At 30.8% G+C, this 24,175-nt stretch carries 17 protein-coding genes; 11 read left to right on the forward strand and 6 right to left on the reverse strand.

The annotated features are described in order from the left end of the window. Positions 1–744: 744 nt before the first annotated feature. Together MXE27_RS07625 and MXE27_RS07630 are read right to left on the reverse strand one after the other, a co-directional pair. On the reverse strand, positions 745–2,556 hold the full coding sequence (locus MXE27_RS07625) for a DUF2357 domain-containing protein (RefSeq protein WP_248611825.1): 1,812 nt from the start codon (positions 2,554–2,556) through the stop codon (positions 745–747). Positions 2,557–2,565: 9 nt separating this feature from the next. Continuing rightward, positions 2,566–6,336, reverse strand: coding sequence for an MrcB family domain-containing protein (locus tag MXE27_RS07630; protein ID WP_248611826.1), 3,771 nt, complete (start codon positions 6,334–6,336; stop codon positions 2,566–2,568). A 77-nt stretch (positions 6,337–6,413) separates the two neighbouring features. Here MXE27_RS07630 and MXE27_RS07635 point away from each other — a divergent pair, with 77 nt between their 5' ends. Then, positions 6,414–6,950, forward strand: a complete 537-nt coding sequence (locus tag MXE27_RS07635; RefSeq protein WP_248611827.1) for a hypothetical protein — start codon at positions 6,414–6,416, stop codon at positions 6,948–6,950. Positions 6,951–6,965: 15 nt separating this feature from the next. Here the strand turns inward: MXE27_RS07635 and MXE27_RS07640 are convergent, their stop codons facing one another. Further along, positions 6,966–9,392, reverse strand: a complete 2,427-nt coding sequence (locus tag MXE27_RS07640) for an AAA family ATPase (RefSeq protein WP_248611828.1) — start codon at positions 9,390–9,392, stop codon at positions 6,966–6,968. A 1-nt stretch (position 9,393) separates the two neighbouring features. Further along, complete coding sequence (locus MXE27_RS07645; RefSeq protein WP_248611829.1) at positions 9,394–9,573, reverse strand: hypothetical protein; 180 nt, start codon at positions 9,571–9,573, stop codon at positions 9,394–9,396. Positions 9,574–9,712: 139 nt separating this feature from the next. Here MXE27_RS07645 and MXE27_RS07650 point away from each other — a divergent pair, with 139 nt between their 5' ends. The 7 genes from MXE27_RS07650 to MXE27_RS07680 all read left to right on the forward strand — a co-directional run bounded on the left by MXE27_RS07650 (position 9,713) and on the right by MXE27_RS07680 (position 17,681). Next, positions 9,713–10,870, forward strand: coding sequence for a DEAD/DEAH box helicase (locus MXE27_RS07650; protein WP_248611830.1), 1,158 nt, complete (start codon positions 9,713–9,715; stop codon positions 10,868–10,870). A 49-nt stretch (positions 10,871–10,919) separates the two neighbouring features. After that, on the forward strand, positions 10,920–12,524 hold the full coding sequence (locus MXE27_RS12045; RefSeq protein WP_425438281.1) for a Zn-binding domain-containing protein: 1,605 nt from the start codon (positions 10,920–10,922) through the stop codon (positions 12,522–12,524). A gap of 41 nt (positions 12,525–12,565) precedes the next feature. Beyond that, positions 12,566–13,702 carry a hypothetical protein gene (locus MXE27_RS07660; RefSeq protein WP_248611831.1) on the forward strand — a complete coding sequence of 379 codons (1,137 nt, stop codon included), beginning with the start codon at positions 12,566–12,568 and terminating at the stop codon, positions 13,700–13,702. A gap of 307 nt (positions 13,703–14,009) precedes the next feature. Further along, positions 14,010–14,675, forward strand: a complete 666-nt coding sequence (locus tag MXE27_RS07665) for a zinc ribbon domain-containing protein (RefSeq protein ID WP_248611832.1) — start codon at positions 14,010–14,012, stop codon at positions 14,673–14,675. Positions 14,676–14,701: 26 nt separating this feature from the next. Beyond that, complete coding sequence (locus tag MXE27_RS07670) at positions 14,702–15,736, forward strand: M48 family metallopeptidase (protein ID WP_248611833.1); 1,035 nt, start codon at positions 14,702–14,704, stop codon at positions 15,734–15,736. Positions 15,737–16,289: 553 nt separating this feature from the next. Next, positions 16,290–16,751, forward strand: a complete 462-nt coding sequence (locus MXE27_RS07675) for a hypothetical protein (RefSeq protein WP_248611834.1) — start codon at positions 16,290–16,292, stop codon at positions 16,749–16,751. A gap of 468 nt (positions 16,752–17,219) precedes the next feature. Continuing rightward, positions 17,220–17,681 carry a hypothetical protein gene (locus MXE27_RS07680; protein ID WP_248611835.1) on the forward strand — a complete coding sequence of 154 codons (462 nt, stop codon included), beginning with the start codon at positions 17,220–17,222 and terminating at the stop codon, positions 17,679–17,681. 308 nt (positions 17,682–17,989) lie between these two features. Here MXE27_RS07680 and MXE27_RS07685 read toward each other — a convergent pair whose 3' ends face one another. After that, positions 17,990–18,169: a MarR family transcriptional regulator gene (locus MXE27_RS07685; protein ID WP_248611836.1), complete on the reverse strand. Its 180-nt coding sequence runs from the start codon at positions 18,167–18,169 to the stop codon at positions 17,990–17,992. A gap of 88 nt (positions 18,170–18,257) precedes the next feature. Then, positions 18,258–18,992 carry a sulfite exporter TauE/SafE family protein gene (locus tag MXE27_RS07690; protein ID WP_248611837.1) on the reverse strand — a complete coding sequence of 245 codons (735 nt, stop codon included), beginning with the start codon at positions 18,990–18,992 and terminating at the stop codon, positions 18,258–18,260. A gap of 286 nt (positions 18,993–19,278) precedes the next feature. Here MXE27_RS07690 and MXE27_RS07695 point away from each other — a divergent pair, with 286 nt between their 5' ends. From MXE27_RS07695 to MXE27_RS07705, 3 genes are all read left to right on the forward strand, one after another. Continuing rightward, entirely contained in the window at positions 19,279–19,647 is a 369-nt protein-coding gene (locus MXE27_RS07695; RefSeq protein WP_248611906.1) for a response regulator, read from the forward strand. A 170-nt stretch (positions 19,648–19,817) separates the two neighbouring features. Then, entirely contained in the window at positions 19,818–21,020 is a 1,203-nt protein-coding gene (locus MXE27_RS07700) for a cation:proton antiporter (RefSeq protein ID WP_248611838.1), read from the forward strand. Positions 21,021–22,145: 1,125 nt separating this feature from the next. Beyond that, entirely contained in the window at positions 22,146–24,158 is a 2,013-nt protein-coding gene (locus MXE27_RS07705) for a chitobiase/beta-hexosaminidase C-terminal domain-containing protein (protein WP_248611839.1), read from the forward strand. Positions 24,159–24,175: the final 17 nt, after the last annotated feature.

The following is a 24,175-nucleotide window of genomic DNA, read 5'->3' on the forward strand; positions in this document are numbered from 1 at the left end:
TTAGATAAATATATATATTTCTTAAATAAATATATATTTAAAATACATATATCATAATTACAATACTTTTAGATTTTATAATTGATTTAATTTTATTTACTCTTAAAACAAGATTTTTAATTTTACTTATAAATTTAGTGTCACTCAGGGAAGTAATATGATTATATTATCATTGATGGTTTGATTATAATTGAATAATTGAATTATAATGCTCTGTTTGATTATGGGCAAATGAAATCATCATAATTTCATTATTGCATGGATTTTTAATTTAGTTCATACATAACTACATCAACACACATTTACATACTAAAAATACTTTTAAATAATTCCAATTTCATATATTATAGTATGAATTTAATACAAATCCAACACCATATAAATAAACAAAAAAACATTCTATTCTACTATAAAGATGTCCACGAAATATATAAACAATTAAAATCAGATCACTTATGTGTATTCTTCAATGAACCAAATACCATAAAAATTAGGCTCATTGAATGCATTGAAACAATTGTCCAGCAAAAAGAACCATCACTCAAGAAATTTACTGCTGCAGAACTAATTAAAATACTCTTTATCAAATTACATTCTAATTACTTAATCATACTTTTTAATAATTTCCATTTATTAAATCGAAGAACAGTTTCTGCATTTTAGGAGTTAGATCGTCAAAAAAATATTAGTTTTATTTGTAGTTTTTGTGAGGATTTTAAAGAGGAAGAATTAAAAAATAATTGATTAATCTTTAATTTGAGATAATGCATCATTCAAGAAATCTTCAATTTTTTCTTCATTATCTTCCGATTTTCCAGGTGTGAGTGGGAAAGCCCCTACTGAAGGAATACATTTATTTTCAATTTCCTCAAATATTTCTGATAAATCTCCGGGATAAAGAACATAAGCCCCTAAACTATTAGAAATCGCATCTTTATAGGTGTGCATTTTACAAATATCTTCCGTTTTATATTCACGATATATCTCTTCATCATCTTTATTTTCTAGATCAAAAGAATTAAGTGTCTTGAAGTAATTTAAAATTTTCTTTTTAAATTTATATTTAGCATCAAAATGAAGAAGACGTTCTTTATGGCCATATTTGATAATTAATGTATAATCTGGTTTTAGTGGTATAGAAAATGCATTAAAACGTGATTTTTTAGAAAAACGTCCACCATAAACTGCTCTAATTTTAATTGGTTTATCATTATAAATCCAATTAAATTCTTGAGCATTTGATATTCCTTTCTTAAGACTAATGGACCAGTCATTCAAATTAACTTTATAAACTTCTTCAAACTTCAATGTTTTATTACTTAACTCACTTAAAACATTTAAGAGCTTGATATAACACCAGTATTCATATAATTCACTTAATTTTCTCTCATATCCTTCTAAAGTATCTTCAATATCTTCCCATTTCAGTCTAAAAGCAAATTCAAAATAAATATAATATTTGAAGATCTCCCTGTAACCTTCTTTTTTTTGCATTATCTGGGAATTCATAGGAATATATTTTAAAGGACCAATATCCATTAACCATCGATCAGAAAGATAATTTTGGATTTTTTTCAGGAATATTTGGAGTTTATCTTTGATATTACCCTCATCTGCTCTAGAAATCAGATCATATATTAATTTATCTACTGATTCTAAAAAATACTTCAAAAGCCTGTTTTCAGGGGTGTCTAAAGTATCTTCAAAGAAATCATGATTAATAGAATCAAGTATATGCTCCTTCATTTCTGCAGGCCAGCTATGGGGTATTTGTTCAGCTTTAGATAAATTTTCAGCTTTAGAAACTATATCTATTAACTCCGAAGGCCCAATATTATGGGCAAATGCTGTGGGGACATTTTCAGAATATTTTTCTAATTTAGAATGGGGATTTTGTTTGATGAATTCATAAACAAATGGCAAATTTTCTTCTCTAAAAAGATATTCTAAGAACATGAATTCTTCATAAAGTGTTTCTTTTTTGTCATGTCCAAAATCAAAACGCTGCAGAAGAGGGGCATTCTGTTCAAATATCATTCCGGATGCCACTTCTGCTAGATCTGCAATCATGGCATCGTACTGTTTATAATAACCTATTTTTTTGGAACGAACCTCAAATGGATATTTTTTAGATTTTATTCCATTTACTTCAAAATCAAAAAATGATTTGCCAGCATAACTTCTAAAATTTAAACTGGCTCTGTATGGATTATACTCATCATCCGAATGTTCCAGAACGAAATTTTGCTGACTAACTAACGAAGGCAAAACTTTAATTTTAGATATTGATGATTTAGGTAGGAAATTCAATTTATAATATGTTTCTTCCAAAAGTACCATGGAAGAAATATTTTCTATATCTTCTTTAATGAAAAATTGAATGGGAGTTTCATCATCTAATTCTTTAACTTTTTCCACATTTTTATAGAAAATGCCATTATCCTTAAAAATAGGGTTAATTATATCTGACTTAGATTCAGCCCTGATTTCTAGCTTTCCCAGTTTTTTAGAGCCAGATTCGTTCTCAATATCTATAGAAACCAATTGGTAAGTCATGAAATTCACCTAATTGATAAAGGCGACGTATCTTTGTTCATAAAGAACTTTATCCATTTCACTCAGTTTAAGAGCAGCAGTAGGATATTTGGCTTGTGCAAGTTGCTCACTATTAAATATACGAGGATCTAAATCTGTCGATTCACCATAACAAATTTTAAAAAGAGATTTTATGGGCTCTTGCATGGTTCTCTGAGATCCATGTAATTTAGGGAGCATTTTCTGTTTTATTTGGGCATCAAAGTACCTTTCCCAGTTTTCCCACTTGTCAAGTTTTCCCTCGTATTTCCAGGCCACATACATAAAACGTATTATTTCATTAACCACTCTAAATCCAAAGTCAAAACCGGCTTTTTTAAGTTCATTATAAATATTATTTATTTCTCTGGATATTACATCCCATAACGTTTGATTGTCTTTTGTTTTAATATTCTTCATTAATTCTTGTAATTCATCAATGGAAGAATTTCTGGATTTAAGATCAGATAATGGATTTTCCAGATATTCAATATCTCCAGAAGGTTCTGGACTTTTAGATTGGTTTTTCATGAATTTTAAGGGGTTGAGTGTTAAAAATTCAATAGTGTTGGCTCGATCTAAGACTTTAGGGCTGAACATGTAGGTGGTTTCATCTACATTCACTGTTCCAATCACCAGCAGATTTTTAGGTAATTTTAATTTTGCAGGAACTTCTTCTGAACTATTATCATGTAAAGGCATTTCTTCTTGACTTTCCATAACTGATAAGAAATCAGAGAAGTATCTTTCCACATGAGAGAGGTTCATTTCATCTAATATTAAAAAATAAGGGTCTGATAGTTCTACTAAATTCTCATTTTCTTGTTTAGCATTTAAAATTAGATTTAATGCTTGTGTTTTTTGATAATTTCCTGTAATGACATTGTAAAATCCGACCACATGCCTGTTTTCTGTCCAGTTGGCACCTACTGGCACAATTTCATGTTTTATATGGGGAAGATTTTCTTGATATTCTTGGGCAATCACTTGAATTTCAGTTCGACTACCCCCTATTATTTTATTTATCTCTTCAAAAAATGGTGTATTTTCAGCATAAAATAACCTATTATTTTCTACATAACCCTTCCCGCTTTTAGTTGATCTGGTACGGCCTTGATGCACTTCTAAAGTAAGGTTTTCAGTAAAATCTTTTAATTTATTTAATTCATCTGGTTTTAGTTCCCAATTACCCATAACTTTTTTTGAATTAGACGTAATATCAACTCTTTTAGGGAATATAACTGATTTTTCTCCTCGTGGATTTATTGGTCCTGATTGAAGATTAAGGTACTTGGCAAATAGTTGGGCCACCTTAGTTTTCCCAGTTCCTGAATTTCCCGTTAAAATTACAAATGGTTTTACCTTTAAAGATAATAAAAAGTTCTCCACTAATTTTTGGTCGAATAGATATCCTTTTTCATGGAGATAATTAAAGAAGTTTTGGTTTACCATGCAATCAGTCCCTTTCTTAATCTTACAAATATCATAGACAAAATTTTTCAATTTTTCTGGGAAATCTGGATTATCTAGATCTCCGATTAAAATAAATTTTTTTAATATTCTTCCATCATCGACATCTACCCATTCACCATCATAATTTTCTTCAAGGAGTGATTTTCCAGCATATTTTCCTCCTAAATTCCCTCGATGAACTAAAAAAACATTTCCTGAATCATCTTTTACAAAAGCTCCGGATATTTTACGGTTAATTCCATTAAATGGGAAGTTTATTTCTATTATGGTCTCATTAGATGCAGTGGGATAAGGGTTTTCTATTCCAAATAGATTATAAAAAGAATCAGGGTTTTTGCCTGATGACATCCATATTCCTAAATCTGATGAGAAATGAATATTATCGTTTTTTTGGGAACTTAGCTTGAAGATAGATTCTAATTTATTTTGAGATTCTTTAATCTGATTTTTATTTTCTATAATCTTAAAATCAGCATTAGCATATTTACCATGATCTGGTTTTAATTTAGAATATAAATAAAATAAATCTTTAAAATCAGCGATTATTTCATCATTGGATGGTAAATTGTTTTTATCATAATATTTGCCATATATCATTCGATCAGACACATTATCAATCTCTGAATCTAAAAATAAATCTTCTTTAATATTCAAGTATTTTAATTCATTTTTAACATAGTTGTCATGATTTTGCATATAACTATGAATTTCTTTTTTAGAATCCTTTTTCCCTCTAATTCTTAAAAATTTTTTAGCATACTTTGCAGATTGACTTAAACAAAGAATTACTCCCTTGAGATCTTCATTAAACCAGAAAACTACAAAGTGTTGATCCCTATGGTCAAAAATATCTTTATGTGCTTTATTCTCTAAGTAGACGTAAGGACTTTTGAACCAGTTACCTTTGTCTTGATAATATGCTTGTGAATTGTAGTTTTTTTCAGGATGAATAGATTTTGCAATTTCAAAAATAGCATCTTTAATATCTAAAAATGCTCTGTGGACTTCATGATTTTTTGGATTTTCATTTTGTTTCTTGGCTTTCGGTAGATTTTTAAAAATAAATTCCAATGGTTCTTTAATATTAATATTTTCAGAAATGTTTGTTTCATCTCCTAATTTTTTGTATAGATTTAAAATTTCTTTAAAATCAGATATTAACTCATTTTCTGAAGGTAAATTTTCTAAAGTATAATATTTAGCAAAAACATTTCCAGCTTCTCTTGAAGCAGCAGAAATAGCATTTTCAGAGCCCAAATCTATTTTTTCTAGATATTCATCCGGAATTGTTGTCAAATTCTTTAATTTAGTTCTTGCTTCTGAAGCATCATTTAGTAAATAATTATTGAATTCTTCACTGAATTTTTGAATATTTAATCCTTTTTCTTTAAGTCTACCATCCATTGTCCAAGGGTGTTGTCCCAATGATAAATAAACTCCTTTCATATCTTCTCTAAATAGGAAAATTATACGCCAAGTAGGATATTTTTTATTAAAAATATGGATATATGGTATCCTTTGTAACGTTTTGGCGGCTCCAAACAATCCGAATGTTGCATAATCTCCCTTTTCGAATCGATTGGCAATTTTAATCCAGTATTGGTGAAATTCACCACCATTTGCATAAGAAACCAATTCTTTAGCAAGCTTTTCATTGTTTTTTGCCTTAAGATAATTCTCAAGCATATTTTTAATGAAATCCCTTATATCATGTTTTTCATTATTTGAATTAGCTAATTTTTCATATATTTTTAAAATTTCCTTTAAATCCGCTTCAAGTTCTTCTTCAGAAGGTAAATCTTCAATTGTATATTCCTTTGCACAAATATTCCCAATTTCATACCTACTATAAAAAGTGGGATTTCCCAAAGATAGAGTTTCTAAATTAAATTTATCTGGTATATCACCTATTTTTTTTCTAAATTCAGATGCTTTTAAACTTAAATCTTTAAGATAATCTTGAGTTGTCACAGAATTACTTTTTAAAATTTCTTGATTTAAGGATAAATAAAGACTTTTAGTGTCATTACTGAATATATAAATCACATAATAACCAGAACCAACACCTGTAGTAATTTTACTATTTAATATGGCAATATATGGACATTCAGTCCAATTACCTTTTCCAGCGTTGCCTTTAAAGATGTAATCATCAGAATCTAAATTTATTTCTTTTAAATATTCTGGAAAGTCTTCAGTTATCAGTTTAACAATAGGACTACCAGTAAAGTTGCTTGTTTTAGCTCTTTGATAATTATTAAAAATTCGTTGAATATAATCTCTTAACAAATTAACTCACCCCCAATCTATAATAACTAATTAGATAAAGTTAAGTTTTCTGAAGTATATAAAATTCTTGGGATAAAATGGCTAAAATTGAAGAAATGCTCAACAAAGTTTATGAAGAATTATCCAGGGAACTCAATGATGAAACAATTTATTGTCAGGGTAAAAATGGTGTAAAAACTATTGTTCTATTTGATGAACCTGATTTAATCCCTGGTGAAAAGGCAAGGTATAGAATAGGTACTTTAACAATTCTAATTTTAAGAGATGGAGTGCCATTTTTATCGGTAGATGTTATTCCCACAGCACCAACTCCACCTAAAGTTATAGCTGGTTTACTTCCGGTTCATATGATAACTAGATCTATGGTTATAAATCGCATGGAAAAAAACAGTATAAAATTTGATTTAGATGAATTAACTAATAAATTGAAACTGTTAATTGTTGTTCCTGATCAATCTGAAGGTATAAAAGAAGTGCAGTTTGGTGATTTAGATGAAAAATTTAGAGGAGTTATTAACTTAAGGAGTGAACATTCTAATATCCAAGATTTTGCTATTACCCCAATAGAAAATTTGATATCCTCTTTAAATAAACTTTTAGAGAATTTGGACTAATATATTAAAATAAAACTATTTCTTAACCAAATTCCAATTAACTCCACCACAATTGCACCGAACAGCCTCTGCATTTAAACCATTTTTAGTCAAATGCAAGACCCCACCACAATCATTGCATTGAAATACACCAAATAAATCATGAAAAGCATCCACTACTGGTCTGAAATCTTCAACAGAAAAATTAGCCCAATTATTATAGTGGACATTAATATTAACGGCCCATTGTTCAGCATTTGATCTATCAAACACTTCTTTAGAATTATCATCAATATTTTTCAATCTCATTACTTCGTCCTGATTATTCCAGGAATTGGCAGCCACTTTAGCACTTTTTAATAAACTTTTATAACTAGTTAAAGCAGCAGGGAGAAAATCACCTAATTCCCATCTTTGATTTTCTTTAAAAGTAACTGAAGCCCCTAAAGAATTACAGGCAGCTCTGAAAAATTCTTCAGATCCTCTTCTAAGTTTAAATGCTGCTGAATTAACATCACTTTTTATTAGATCTTTTCCAATTTTCTCCCACATGTCCTGGCGAGAATTGATATTAGGCCCATTTTCAATACTCCAGTTATATAATTCAATCATTTGTTTAGAATTTACCACACCTTCTAACTGTAACTGTCGGGCCCAGGTTTGATCATGGGTAGTGATAAAAAATTGCCTTCCTTTGAAGAAACTGGCCAATAACCGGCAAATCTCACGGCGATGTGGAGCATCAACAGACATCATTACATCGTCTAAAATAATTAAATTAATATATCCTTCAGTTAATCTTTCAGCCAGGGCTAAATACAAACAAATACCCATAGTATCCTGGTGACCTTCACTGTGTAGGGCATGGGGTGGATGAGATCCCCGACCATAAAAGTCAACATAGAAATCAACACCACTACCTTTAGGTTTTAGTTGGGCATTAAAAGCAAACTCATCAGAACCATGCAACTGTTTATATAATTCTATAAATCTCTCTTCTATTTCAGAAAATAGGCCACCTAAAATAAGTTCTCTCGATTTAATGAAAGCATGTAATAGAACTTCCGCTTTTTTATAAGATTTAAAAGCAGAAAGACAGTTAATTTTAGTAGCAGTATAATTCTTTAAATTTTCTTCTAACTTGGTTAAGATATCCCATGCAGTTTGTTTAGGGGATGGTTCGTTTGAGCTTTTCCTGGCAGTTGAAACTATTTCATCCAATAAATAAGAAACGTTTTCCGGTGCCAGTAGAGTTCTGATATTTTCTGGAGAATAAACAGCAATATCTTCATCAAGTAATCTTTTTATATCATTTTGCCAGGATTTTAATTCATGGCATGGTTTTTCTAATTTCAAAGTTCCAGCAACAGGGATTATTTCAGATAATATGCTGCAAGTGCTGGTGAAAATTTGAATTAATTCTTCTTTTAAATCATCCATCTTTTGAAGATCTTTTTGTATATCGCCCAGTAATTTAATACGAGTTGTTAAGTTTTCTTTAAGTTCTTCCATTTCCCATGATGATTCACACAATGGACATGTTCCTGAATCATCTAAAAGATCCAATCCCAACTCAGTTAACCTCAAACGATTTACAGTATCATTTAGTTGAGGATTTGATGAAATTTTATTATTTAATTCTACATATGATTGGTTTAATTGGGATAAATAATTCTGATTATCTTTAGAAAGTTTATTCTGGAGATTATGAATATTTTTTTCAAGCAAACCCAAATTGACAAAATCTTCAGGAGTCCTTGGGTGATTTATACCTTCTTTAATTGATGTTGAGTCCAGATTATTTAATGGGGATCCCTCTAAAATCTCTCTATTTTCATTGACAAAATCAAGGATTGTTTCTTCTTCAAAATAAGATTCATCCATAATATTTTTAATAGATTCTATGGAACTATTTAGAGCACCATTAGCCATTTTATAATCATTTTTTAACTGGTTTTTTGTTTTATTAAGCGCAATACGTGTTTTTTCAACATCATCCAGTTTTAATAGTTTTTCAATCTGTCGGGCTCGGGTACTGGAATCAGCAGTAATATAGTTCAGGATTTCTCTCCGGGTCAGGACATGTTGACCTCTAGTTGCTAATTCCAAAACAGGTTCAATATTTTTCTCATAAGAGGGATCATAGATAAGTTTTTTAGGGTTTTTTAAGGAACGTTTTATTTTAACTGGTTCATCTAAATTTTGCAGCTTAACTAAAGCTTTAATTTCCACATCTTCAACTTCAGAATCAATATGGGGGGCATGTTTTTTAATTTTGATATCTTTAGTTCCTTTACCAGTCATGCGGGAAACATTTCCCGTTAATAAAAAATCCAGAGAATCTACAATGGTACTTTTACCAGAGCCATTCGGACCCCATATAAGAAAATTTCTTCCTTGGGTTTCTATTTTTAGTTGTTTAACACCTCTAAAATTTTGAATCTCCAATTCCAGGAGCTTCATTCTATGACCCCTTCAAAATTTTTATAATCTTATCTGGATCTGCTTTTCCAGTTTTAAGTAGTGATTCCAAATATTCAACCGATTCCTCATTAAATTCTGGTTTTAAGTTAAGATTAGAAATAGTTTGGCCAATAATTTCATCTAAAATTGTATTTGGAACCGGTTTCTCCCCTTTTACCACATGAACACCCCTTAATAGAAAATATATTATAATGGATAGTTATAGATTAGTTGAATGTATTAACTAAAAAATTTTATTATTTAATTTTAGTTAGCAATTAATTGCTAAATTTCAGCAAAATAAGCTCAAGGCGAAATAAATGGTGAAAAAGGTACTAAATAAACTTCAATCCAATATTCAATTTCGAGATAAAATTGAGCATTTAGAAATTATTCCGTCTCATGATGCCCAGTACGGTCAATTAGGTAACTTGCCATCTAATATTGAAAATTATCTTCAAAAAGAGAATATTAAACTTTATAAACATCAATGTGAAGCTTCTGAATATTTAAGAGATGGTAAGAATATTCTAATCACAACTCCCACTGCATCCGGTAAAACATTAGCCTTTAACCTCCCTATACTGGAGAATTTATCTCAAAATAAATCGTCCACAGCTCTCTATATTTATCCCGCCAAAGCACTGGCCAATGATCAACTTAAAATTCTAAAAACGCTTGAAAAAGAATTGAAAATTGATATTAAGCCAAATATTTATGATGGTGACACTCCTAAAGATAAAAGACCATGGATCCGGGAAAATTCACGTATTATTCTCACCAACCCATATGAATTACATTTAATCTTATCTTGGCATGTTCAGTGGGCAAAATTTTATCGTAACTTAGAATACATTGTTATAGATGAGGCCCACCAATACAGGGGTGTTTTTGGTTCTAATGTGGCTCTTTTAATCAGGAGATTAAGGCGAATATGCAACTATTATGGATCTGATCCTCAATTCATTCTTTCATCAGCTACTCTTGCTAATCCCTTAGAATTTGGAAATAAACTTGTGGGTTTAAATTTTAAATTAATTAGTGAAGATGCTTCACCTAGGGGTAAAAAATATTTTGTATTGTATAATCCTTATAAACAAAATGGGGAACTTTCTACTCATCAGGAGACTAAAAACTTATTATTATTCCTTATTCTATCAAATCTGCAAACCCTGTGTTTCACCACTTCCCGAAAAATGGCAGAACTTATTGCCACCTGGACTAGAAAAGCGTTAAATGAGTCAAAACCTGAAATGGTGGACAAAATAACGGCTTATAGGGCAGGATATCTGCCACAGGATAGGAGAAAAATAGAGAAAGGTTTGAAAGATGGTGATCTCAGGGGGGGTCACCACTACCACCGCCCTGGAACTTGGCATAAATATAGGTTTATTGGATGCAGTAATCATTTCAGGGTACCCCGGTACTATAATTTCCACTTGGCAGCAGGCTGGAAGATCAGGAAGGGGTTTGAATGAATCAATGGTGATTTTGGTGGCATTTCAAAATCCTCTGGATCAGTATTTCATGAAAAATCCGGAGTTCCTCTTTGATAAACCTCATGAAAATGCCATTATTGGCCTGGAAAATATTCATATAATTTATTCTCATCTTCTGTGCGCCACCAATGAACTCCCTTTAAGTGAGGATGAAATGGAAACATATTTTGAAGCTGGAGAAGAATTTATTGAAAAAATGTCTCAGGAATCTTTAATTTCTCCCACATCAGAAGGATGGATATATGTTAATAAAAAGGACAATCCTGCATTTAAATATGGTTTGGATCAGATATATTCTGATATTTTCAAAGTTTTCTATAAAAATAGATTATTAGAAAAGATGGAGCGTGTCCATGCCTATAGGGAAGCCCATGAAGGTGCAGTTCTGATGAATCAGGGAGAAACCTATATCGTAGATGGATTTGATCTTAAAAAGAGAATCATAAATGTAACTAAAAAAGATGTGGATTATAATACTCATGTCATGAGTGATGTGGATATTCAGGTTATTAAAGAAATTGATACCAAGAATATAGGAGATTTATCTCTTTATTTTGGTGAAATTGAAGTTACAGAATATTTTGAAAAGTATAAACTTATGAATTATGGTAAGACTCTTGCCGTTTATAATTTAGAACTCCCTCCCATAAAATTCCAGACCAAAGGATTATGGTTCACCATACCATTTTCCATTAAAGATAAGCTAGTAGAAAAGTTTGCACGGGTTGATATTTTTGAAGGGGGATTACACGGAGTTGAACATTCTTTTATTGCCATGTTCCCATTACATGTGATGTGTGACCGCACAGATATTGGTGGATTTTCCACACCGTACCATCCTCATACGCGAGAAGCCACAATATTTATTTATGATGCTCATAGTGGCGGTATTGGATTGGCAGAGAAAGCAATGGACTTATTTGAAGAAATTTTAAAGGTAACTCTGCAGATGGTGAAAAGCTGTGGCTGTAAGGCGGGATGTCCTTCATGTATATATTTTCCTAAGTGTGGTAATGATAACCAGCCATTGGATAAAAATGGAACGGAATATATCTTACAGAAAATGTTAAAATTAATTAATTCTGATTTTGAGAACATCATATCTAAAGAAATACCATCAAAAAATCCAGATACTACAAACAATTTTCCAAGGGCTAATGTTGGTGCTGAAGCGTTAAAAGAGTTTGATTCTTGTAAGTTATTAAATGAAAAGGGAATGGGCCATTTTAATGAAGGTAAATTAGAAGAGGCACTACATTATTTTGACCAATCTTTACTTTCTATTGAGAATGTGGAAGCTCTAAAACACAAAGGTATGATAATGGAATTGAAGGAGAATAGAATGGAGGCCATAAAATATTATGATAAAGCCCTTAAATTAGACCCTCATAACGGGAGAATTATGTATTTAAAAGCGGTTTCTTTATTTAATAATAATGATTTAGTGGATGCAGTAAACTATTTACAAAAGATAGTAGAAATTAAAGCCGATAATGACGATGCATGGTATCTTCTTGGTTTGGCAATGGAATATCAGGGAGATACCGCCCAAGCAGTTAAATGTTATTGTAAATCTTTGAGTATCAATCCCCGACATGGGGAGGCCGTTGAAAATCTTAGAAATTTAATATAAGGATATATATCCTAAATTTACGCATATAATCAGGTGATTTTTTGCAAGTAGATCCAGAAGAACTGGCCAGGGAATACTTTGAAATTAAATCAAAAATAAATGAATTGGAATCTCTGAGAAAAGAAATTAAAAATTCTCTTTTTGAAATATTTGACCAGAAAAGAGTAAATGAAATTATTAGTGATGACATTAAGGTCTACCGTAATTATATAACTCGAATTAGTTGGGATGAGGATAAATTAAAATCCATACTTCAACAAAAAGGACTATGGGATAGAGTATTATCTCCTGATACTAAAAAAATTAAAGGGATTATTGAGTCAGGCCTTATTTCAGAAATTGAGCTTAATAATGCTAAAATTACTAAAGGAAGTTGGTATACTTATGCCAAAAAGATTAAAGAAAAAAAATCACCTTACCATATTAAATCAATAAAAAAAGAAGATGATTATTCGTCAATTTCCTCTGTGGAAAAGTTTAAAACACTCATTATAACTGATTTGGTTTATAATGGTAAAAATAAATTGACAGCACATGCTATGGATAATGATGGCAAATCTCTAAGGTTAATACCTACTTTAGATTTTCTAAGTGAAAATATTGATTCTAATAAAAATAAGGATATCCGACCATTTTCGGTGGTAAAACTAAAATTGTTACATTCACAAATAAAAAGCCATTATTTAGAAGATAAGTTATGGGATAATGATCACTCTCCTTTTTTCATTAGAAAACTTTCTCAAGATGAAAGAAAAGAATTGTTGGATTATGATTGCCATAACTCGGTTAAAGATATTTTCAATAAGGAAATTCATCAAAAAAATTTCATAAAATCAAATAAGATAGAAATGTCTATAGGGACTATTAAGGTTTCAAAAATAGATCATTTGGATTACAGGGAAATTAACAATGAGCATGAATGTAATCTATCTTTTATAGATGAAGAAAATGAGGGATATGATCTATCTGTAAAAGATTATTCATTTAAAGAATATTTAAATATTTTAAGAGAACAAGGAAATTCTCCAGATCATATAACTGACTTAATTAAAGCTAAGTTAGAAAATAAGGATTTATATCTAAGAATTGGCCTCCAGGAAATTGGGGAGGACATTCACTGGCTTCACATTAATAGTATTTACAGTTTTCCGTACTATAATGAGTTTGAAAATCTCTAAAAGTAAGGGAAATGTGAAACTTACTCTCTGTGGACTGTTTTTAGTTTTTATCTATTGTCTGGTTTGAAATTAATCATAGATGTTCCATTAAAGATTAGGTAAGGAGTATGAGGCTACCTTTACTTGAATGTAAGCTTATATTATTGTGTACTAAGTTTAAGCACGAAATTTTCTTTTCAAAACATTTAAGATATTTTTAAAGATATTTGCCATTATTCCATAAATTCTCTTCAATTTTCAATGTTATACATAAAATTATATATCTAATTTTAAAATATTATAATATTAATTCTTTTGGTGATATGAAATGGAAGGGGATAAAAACTCATCAATCAAGTGCCCAGAATGTGGTGCAAAAGTTCCAGATGGAAAAAAATTTTGTGGAGAATGTGGTAAACCAATTAAAAAAATAGAAGATGATTCTTATGAATCTGAACAGGAAATTATTAATTGCCCTCGATGTGATGCTGAATTGGAATTAGAGCTAAAATTTTGTACGGAATGTGGAGAAAAGATAGATCAAATTATCAATCCAAAACAAATGGCAAATTGTCCTAACTGTGATACTATTATTGGACCCAAACTCACTTTTTGCACTAATTGTGGGACGAAAATTAAAGATAATAAAACTATAAAAAAAGAATCTAAATGGATGGATTCAATTTCTAAATCAAGTAAAACTTTAATGAAAGGTATGGATGAATTTATAAATTCTGCTACGGATAGTTTGGATAAAAACATCAACCAAAGTAGAGCAAAACAAAAAGGTAACGGAGAACAATTTAAACCGGTTCGAATAAAAGGCATTGATAATCCAAATCCCGGATTTTTGGTTTGTAATACGTGTGGGGGTGTTTATAAGCTGAAATCATGTGAAAGTGTAGATGATTTCAGTGAAGATTGTACTTGTGGTGGTAAATTAACTCATCTAAAAAATCTTCCAAAACCTACAAGACCCTATCGATCTATTTAAATAATGTTTCAATTGGGGGATTTCATTTGCAGCGTAAAAAATTATTGATGCTTAATCCAATAGAATATGAGCATAAATTTGATAAAAAAGCTTTAAATGCAGTGAAAAAAATTCCTGCACTGAAACGTTTTTTTCAAAATGAGTTGAGTCATCAAGAAAGCAGGGAAAATGTTAGGAATATGGGTAGTTCTGTTAAAGTAACTCCCACACATTTTAGTGATATTCATGATATTTTAATAGAAGCATGTTCAAATATTCACCTTAATCATATTCCTGAAATGTATATTGGCTCTTATTGGATGGGTGGATCTGGATGGGATGTTAATGCTTGCACTTTAGGTTATGATAATCCGATAATTTTACTATCGCCCGGTTCTGTTGAATATTTAACTCCTGATGAATTATTGTGTGTAATAGGTCATGAGGCAGGTCATATAAAAAGTGGGCATTGCCTATACCATACGATGATTAGTTCACTATCTTCTATTGGTTCTGCAATCACAACACTTACTTTGGGTTTAAATGAAATTATTGGAGACTCTTTAAACCAATCTATAGCAGAAACAATGAATTATTGGAGTCGAATGTCAGAATTTACTGCAGATAGGGCGGGATTATTAGCTTGCCAAGATTTAGATGTTGCTATTTCTGTTGAAATGAAATTATGTGGTGTTCCTCCCAAACTTTATGATAAAATGGATACTAATGAATTTATTAAACAAGCTGAAGAATTTGAAAATTTTGAAAGTTTGGAGAAATATTATAAAGAAATAATTGAACTTGACTATAACCATCCTTGGGGAGTAATTAGGGCATTTGAGCTTTTAAAATGGATAGAATCCGGAAGATATAATCAAATTTTAGATATACACACAGAAGGCAAATTGGAAGAATTACAAAGAACTTGCATTAAATGTGGAACTAAACTAAATGACGATGAAGAATTTTGTGGGTGTTGCGGTTCCAAACCCGAGATTGGAAAATGTTCCAAGTGTGGCACAGAGTTATTAGGTGGAGAATCATTCTGTGGAGTCTGTGGAGAAAGACTCTGGATTCGTTAATACTGTTAATTTTCTTCAATAAAACCACTTTTCAAAAAATATAATATTATGATTTAGAGTTTAGTAAACCATATTAACCCCTAGTACTGATTTAGGTTAATGAAGTATAATATTTACTATCACTTTATCATGGAAAATGTTATAAGATTAATTAAAAATTAGAAATAAGTACTTTTTTTGGATACATATTTAAATGGGTTTTTAATAGAGCAAATCAAATAAGGGGGTTAATAGTAGGTTTTTTAAGATGTCTGTTAATGCATTTAATTACTGTATAAAAAATCAGTGGGTTTTAAATGTTTTGTATTGTTTTTCTGTTAAATAACTGATTTTTCACTTTTGCACGGATATTTTTTTACACACTTCATGAACTTTTAAGTGTCTTTATTAATCTACTTTTAACTAGTATTACATGCAGTTTATAATGTGGTTTACATTCTTAAAATTATTTTCATTGATTACAACAGGTTAGTTAAACTCACCATATTAAACTGAGTTGTGGTGATTTAGCCATTAAAGTCAGAGAATTAATTAAAATTTGGAAGGGAGGAAAATGAACAGATCACAAAATGAATTCATAAAACCCGCGCCTGAGAAAGTAGAAAATTATTTAGAAAAAAGTGCAGATTATGAAATATTTTCAGAAGAAACAGGATTGCTGGAAATTTTAAAAAGAGGAGAAATTCTAAGTTATATTGATCAGGTTGCAAATGAACACAACACAATTAATGGTTTCAAACACCCTCTTTTAGAGGCACTGCCTATGGTCTACGATATAATAGATAAAGAAGGTTACATTACTCAGGTCTCTCTTGGAAAAAAATTCCAAATATCCTCTAAATCTGCCTGGAAGATTCTAAACTTCTTTGATGAGAATGGCTATATTTACCATGATTACGCCTTAAAAATTACCCTGGGGATAAAAGACAATTCCAAAGTTTACGTGAAAATAAAAGATGAGAAAAAAACCAGACTTTTGGATATTAATGGTATCTGGTTGAAAATTAAAAAATAATGAAAATATATATCCCACTTCTAATTCATTATTTTCCTTCAATCTAATGAATTGATATCTACTTTCGTTATGAAAAAATAATTTTGATTTTTAAGAGGGAATAATATTTTCAGATCCATTTCCATTGCACAATTTTATGCTCTTTCTGGTGTTATTCTACCATTATTTTAAGAGTACTAAAAAACTCACTAAAAAGACAACCCCATATAAGTATTACTATCATAATCATTAGTACTAATATTTATATATTATATTAAATAATTTTTTAATAGTAATACGCTCGGAGATTAAGAAATTTCCTAATCTCCTTTATCTATGGCTTAAAATGAAATATAACAGGTAAGTGGTTCAGTGGAAAAATCATAAATTTAATATTACAAATTGCAAATTTAAAAAGTTCAAAATGGGATTAAATTTTTTTAATAGGTTTTAATATAATGAATAACTGGAAATTATTGGGGGGATTATATGAATAAAGTCCTGATTTCTGCAAAGTGTAAACCTGAATCAAAGGAAATAATTAAAAAAAGCAAGTATACCTATGGCGATTGTGTTGATTTTCTAGCCCGGATCATTACCAATAGTTCCACTCGATTAATGGCTGAAATTAAATTAACCAGTGCTGAAATTGATGAATTAAAATTACAAATCAAGAAAATAGAACATGAAATAGTGTCCAAAGAGAATTACTTGGAAACTTTATTAAATGAGTGGGAACTGAATAATGGTAAATATAGTGACGATTTAGAAGAAAATCAACAGATAAAAGCAGCGGTCATCACAATACATTTACTTGCCAGAGAATATGATTGCAAACCATTGGATATCAATAAATTTACAGGCAGTGATGTTATTAGTTTTCACGCTAAAAAATGTGGAATAACAAGAATAGAATTTGAAGAATTACTGCTGTCTTATAGGGAACCTTAATAAAGTTTTTTTTTAAAAATAAATAATAATACTCTTATTTTAATCTCATTAAACCATTCAAGGAACTTCTTCAATTTATGGTCATTTTAAAAACCCAATTAAGCACCAAATTAGAATAAAAATTTTAGAATATTTTGAACAAACAAAAGATGAAGAATAGAACTAATTAAATTGAAAGTTTTGAATTAGAGAGTATTATAAATCGAATATAACGTGACAGAGTCAATAAAAATTTCTAAAGCTGAAATGTCTTTAAATAGAGTAAAAAAAATTGTATTTGAACTTGAAAAATTATAATATAAAATTAATTATTCATTCAATGCCCAGTAACATCTTTTTGGAGATATTATAGTCTCATCTTTTTTTAATTCTTTCATGATTTTGTCAACTTCTTTTTTATCTACACCCGAAATTTGACTAACTTTAGTAGCATTTAATGGTTCTTCAGAGTCTTTGAATGCTTTAATGACTTTTTCTTTATTATCCATAATTTCACCTACAGTCCTATTTATTGATTTTATTCAAATAATATTTTTGGTAGTTTTATATTCATTATAAAAAAGCGAACAATTACAATTAACCCCCTAGAGTACCATTGTAAATAAGCAGTATGCTGGCCACGATAATAGCCACCAGCACCACTTTTTTAAAAGCATCCTGGGGAATTTTATTAACCATCTTTTTACCTACATAAGATGCTAGAACACCCACTACTATTAATGGAATTATATAATAGTAAAATTCTCTATCCAGAAGGTTATTTGCAAAATAAATAGGGATTCTACTTAAATCAATGACCACAGCTATGGCTGAAATGGTAGCGATGTAGGTGTATTTGTCCAGGTTATACGATATGAGGAAGAAACCTCTAAGTGGACCACCAATACCCATGAGTCCTTGCAGGAACCCGGATAAACCCCCACCAAAAACCGTATTAAATCTACTGGCTTTAACGTGGAATTCTGGCCGCACTAGTGAATATAATGAGAAAATAAGTAAGAATAATCCTAAAACTACTTTTAAGATATTCTGCGGAAAATAAACCACGACATATGCCCCTAAGACTGTTAATAAAACACTGGGAATGCCAAATAATAATATAAGTTTTTTATCCAAGCCCTGGCGGAAAAAAGATGAGGCCCCTATATTTCCAGATAAGTGGGCAATGGCTACCAATACCAGTGCAGTTTTAAAATCAAAGAAAATGAGCGCGATAGGCAAAAAAATAGTTGACGCTCCAAAACCCGCTACAGTGCCCACTAAGATTGATAGGAATGCGGCTATGAGAAATAGAATTATAATTTCAACCATGTATATATACTGTATAATCTTGTATAAAAGTTCCCTTTTCTCAGGCTAAATTGCGATTTTATTATGTATTAATGATAGTTATTAGTTATTGCATAGTGCGCTTATTAATTTAAGTGCGTTTATATTTACAGTCATAATCTTCATATTAAATTCTGGAATTTATATTATAAGGCCGTTCAGTACTTCCAGGGGTAATCGAAAAAAATTAATATAAGTTAAAGCCAAATATATTATTGGATATATTTTATAGATATTTTAGGGGAGTATTACTATTGCATTGAAGGTAATGATTGTTGAGGATGATGCAATCATAAGTTTAGGGTTGAGAATTTTTTTAAATAACCAGGGTTATGAAGTTGTGGATAGTGCTGATTTTTATGAAAAAGCAGTTCAAGTCGCTTTAGATAAAAAACCAGATGTTATTTTAATGGATATTGTTCTTAAAAGAGATAAAAATGGTATTGATGCTGCTACTGAAATACTAAAACACTACCATCCTTTCATCATTTTCTGCACGGCATATCACGACAGAGAATATATGGATGAGGTTCATGAACTGCAATGCCCACTTTTACATAAACCCCTGGAAAATTTCCAGATAATTCACACTATTGAAGATTTTAAAAAACAGAACTGCTCCCCTTCAACTGTGTAAATTTACTCCATGTTATGGTATAGGTTTAACCCTATTTTTTATATTATTTTAAGGATGATAGAGTTTTTTTAAGGATAATGCACGTTTTCCCTTAAAATAAACAAATCATTTCTTATTTGGAATTGAAAAATTATTTCCATTATAAATTCACTAAATATAAAATAGATACCATGGTGGAAGTACTACTATTTCTCATAATACTTTTTATTATAGCTTTGATTTCTAGAAAAATTGATAAATTACCTGTCACAGCACAGATGATCGTTATATTCTCGGGAATATTAGCTGGATTTTTATTGACGGGTTTTGTGGATATCAATCAACCCCCTATATCTACCATGATATTGGTAATAGCAGAGGTGGCCCTGGTTCTGGTGCTATTTACAGATGCTTCTAGGGTTAAATTAGGGGATATAAGATCCAATTTTTTAACCATTCGGTTACTCTCTTTAGGTTTAGTCGCCACCATTATTTTAGGTATTGCGTCGGCAATTTTAATATTCACTAAATTGAATTTCTGGGAAGCTGCTATTATTGGTGTGGTGTTGGCTCCAACAGATGCTGCTCTGGGCCAAATTGTGGTTCAAAATCAAAAAATCCCCGAAAGAATCAGAGAAGCCCTGGAAGTCGAAAGTGGTTTAAATGATGGATTATGCGTGCCATTTTTACTTGTTTTCATTGCCATTGGTCTGGCACAAGAATCATTCTCTCCTTCAGGATACTTCATTGATGTGGCCCTGGCTCAAATAGGTTTAGGAGCATTGGTAGGTATTGTGATAGGGGCTGTAGGTTCCAAGATAGTGATAAAATCCAGGGATAATGATTGGATCACACCAGATTATCAGCGAATAGCTTTCTTGGTTTTGGCAGTGCTTTCATTTTTAATAGCAGATGAAATCGGGGGCAGTGGATTCATAGCTGCATTTATAGGTGGTCTGGCATCAGGATACATTACCCGGGATGCGGGTAAAGTATTATTAGATTTTGCACAAGCAGAGGGTCAGTTTTTAAATCTCGCTGTTTTTTTCATGTTGGGAATAGTCATTGCTGGGTTGCTGCCATATTTAACCTGGCAGATTGTCCTCTATTCTATATTAAGTTTAACTATTATCCGAATGTTACCTGTAGCCTTATCTTTATGGGGAACTCCAGTAGATACGCGTTCGATTATATTCATGGGATGGTTTGGCCCCAGAGGTCTGGCATCTATTGTACTAGCCCTTATTGCTTTAGAGCGGGTGGTGGTTTTCCCTGGCCAAAGCACTTTTATTTTAGCTGTTTTCACTACCGTTCTATTCAGTGTGGTGGCCCACGGCATAACTGCACTGCCTTTATCTGAAGAGTATGTAAAACGATTGAAATTTGAATCCTAGTTCATTTATTTCCTATCTTTTAAATTTTTTTTCATTATTTTGGTGTGTGACTAGTGTTTCCTTTTAAATATCTACTGATTCATGGGCGGGGGAGTATATGATTCAGTTTTAATTTTATCTGATTAAATTTCAGAATTATTAATAGTACATATTATAATATTTAATTCAGTTTAACCCGTTGAAATCAAATTTATTCATTTATATGGGAGACTCAAGCATTGGGCCTCGCTAAAAAATAAAAGATGGATTATTATTAGGAGAAATTTAGAAAATAGTTCACTAATTGGATGTATTTTTAATTTTATATTTGAATTTTTGTGGAAATTAACTTCAAGGCAAAAAAGAAGTCATGCTATTTTATAGAAAATGTTCAAGATCACCTGTAGCTATTGAAAACAATTCTTCTTATTTAAAACTGGAAAAAGGAATATTTATAAGATTTTAGAAAGTGCTAAATACTATTTATTGGAATATGCTGAAGAAACTTTAAAAAAAGAATTCAATAAAAATTGTTAACTATAATTAGTTGAATTTTAGTTTTGAATTGTTTTCGGTTCAATTTATGGGGTTGAATAATAATAGGTCCGGGAATTATTAATATTATTTTCAGGTCATTTGTTACGGCTTTTCGGATTTCTTATTAAAAAATTTTCAGGAAATTATATCAAAGTACTTGAATTTAAAGAGAAAGATGATATGACGGGGTATTGTAGGTGTGGTGCTTCTATTATACATTAGAGAGAATACTTGTTTTTAGTTTGTTTCTCCTTAACCAATATGCAGCCATTTCTTCTAAATCCATTGCCCGATTTAAAGAATTAAATGATAGGGATTTTTTAGAATATTATTTATTGTGAACATTAAACTCCATAGCATGGTATTGGTCAGTTAAATTATTTTTAAGATTATTTTTGGGAATATAATTCATTTTAATATCATTTTTTAATCATTCAAGATCATTGATTTTTTTTATATTCTTTTTTAAGTTTTTTATTATTCCTCTTTGAATTATGCTCTGTTAATTTATTATAGAAAATTTTATTACACACATTATCATAATTATTCCATTGTTCAAGTAAACTTGAATACTATTAAAGAATATTTGATAAGGGAGGTTAAAAATCAATGAAAAAAGAGCTAAAATTAGCTTTAATATTAACAGCTGTGATTATATTATGCTCTTCTGCAGGGGCGGTAAGTGCAGCTAATATATATAACATCACCGATGATTCGTATTCAAATTATTTTGATTCAATGGGATTTATAAATGATGCGAACATTATCGATGGTGACGTTCTGGATGTATCTGGATCAATTAAAAATAAGAACATGACTATTGATCGACCATTAAATCTAACCAGCAGCGATAAAACAGGTAAAATTTACAACGGGAATATTGCAGTAATATCCTCTGGTGTAAATATCACCAACCTGGTTATAGTCAATGGAAACGAGAACGGTATCCATGTATTAAACTCAGACAACTGCAGTATAATCAACAACAGCATCCGGGTAAATGAAAATAGTATGAGCTACGGTATATACATGACTGGATCCAATAACAACCGGATAATTGGAAACAACATCACCACCACTGGTAGTGTAGTGACCCATGGTATACATATGGAAGATTCCAATTACAATGTCTTTAATTCCAATAATATTCAGACTATTGGTTTTGCCGGAGATGCAGACTGGAGTAAAGATGGGGTATATACAACAACAGGTGTATTCTTACAGAATTCCACGGGAAACAACCTAACCAACAACGTGATTAACACAGATTACAGTGCTATTTCCAGTACCAGCAGCTACGATACCATAACAGGGGTCCATGTTTTCTACAGTAGTGATAACTACTTATCTGGCAACACCATCACCACTAATGGTAATAAATATGCCTATGGTTTGGAAGTTTCTGGAAAATTTGATTGGAACACTTACGACATGTTTTATGCTTCAAACAACATTCTAACAAATAATATTATCCGAACTACTGGTGACTATTATGCCAACGGTCTAAAAATTGGTTCTCCTACAGAGAATACTCAAGTCTCTGGAAACAATATCCAGGCTTCAGCGACCAATTTAGCCTATGGAATGTTACTTGAAAATTACTACGGTTCTTTGAGTTCAAACATAATAGGTAACAACGTTACAGCTATATCTTATATCAACTATGTAATGGAGTTGTACTGTGCCAGTGGAAACAATATAACTGGTAACATCTTAAAAGGGATTGGAAATTATAGTATAGGTTTAGCAAGCTACGCATCAAAAAATAATGTAATCACTGGAAACAATATTACGGTTATTGGTGATGATTCAGCAGCTAAAATTTCAAATGGAGATTCAATTCCCGAAGGAAATGAAGGAATAAAATTGTACAGTAATTCCAATTTCAACACCATCAACAACAACCGTATCTTAAGCAGCACTACCTATGCCGTGAATGCAACTGGATCAAAAAACAATACTATTACAAACAACTTCTTATACTCTAAATTAGGTATTAAAGAGGGTAATGATTCAGTAATGCAGGGAACAAATGATACAGTAAAAGATAACTATGGAATAATTCCTACTGCAAATGCTAGTATCAGGAGCGGTTTGTACAATGGAAATAAGGTAGTAGTCTTAACCATGAATGAAGAGGGTAACATATACTACACTTTAGACGGCACTACACCTACCAATGCCAGTAAAAGGTACACTGGCCCAATAAGCATTAAATCCACAGCTACTTTAAAATTCATTGCTGTAGATAATGCAGGTAACCCCTCTAAAGTCTACACTCAGACCTATAAAATAGATAAAACTACACCTAAAATTACCTCATCAGTTCCTAAAAATAAAGCAAGCAAAGTATCTCGAAAATCAGCCATATATGTTAAGTTTTCTGAGAAAGTGTTAAAAAGCACGAATTGGTCAAAAATCTACCTGAAAAATAAGGTATCCGGTAAAAAGGTTAAAATCAGTAAATTACTATCTGGTAAAACCTTAAAAATTACCATGGCTAGTAAAAGGTACGGTTTAACCCAATATGCTTTGTACATCCCAGCTAATGCTGTTAAGGATAAAGTAGGTAATAAACTGGCTAAAAGTTTTGTCTTAAAATTTAAAACAGGATGGAAATAATTTTCCCTCCACTTTTT

It is taken from the genome of Methanobacterium alcaliphilum (assembly GCF_023227715.1).
Lineage (GTDB): Archaea > Methanobacteriota > Methanobacteria > Methanobacteriales > Methanobacteriaceae > Methanobacterium_E > Methanobacterium_E alcaliphilum.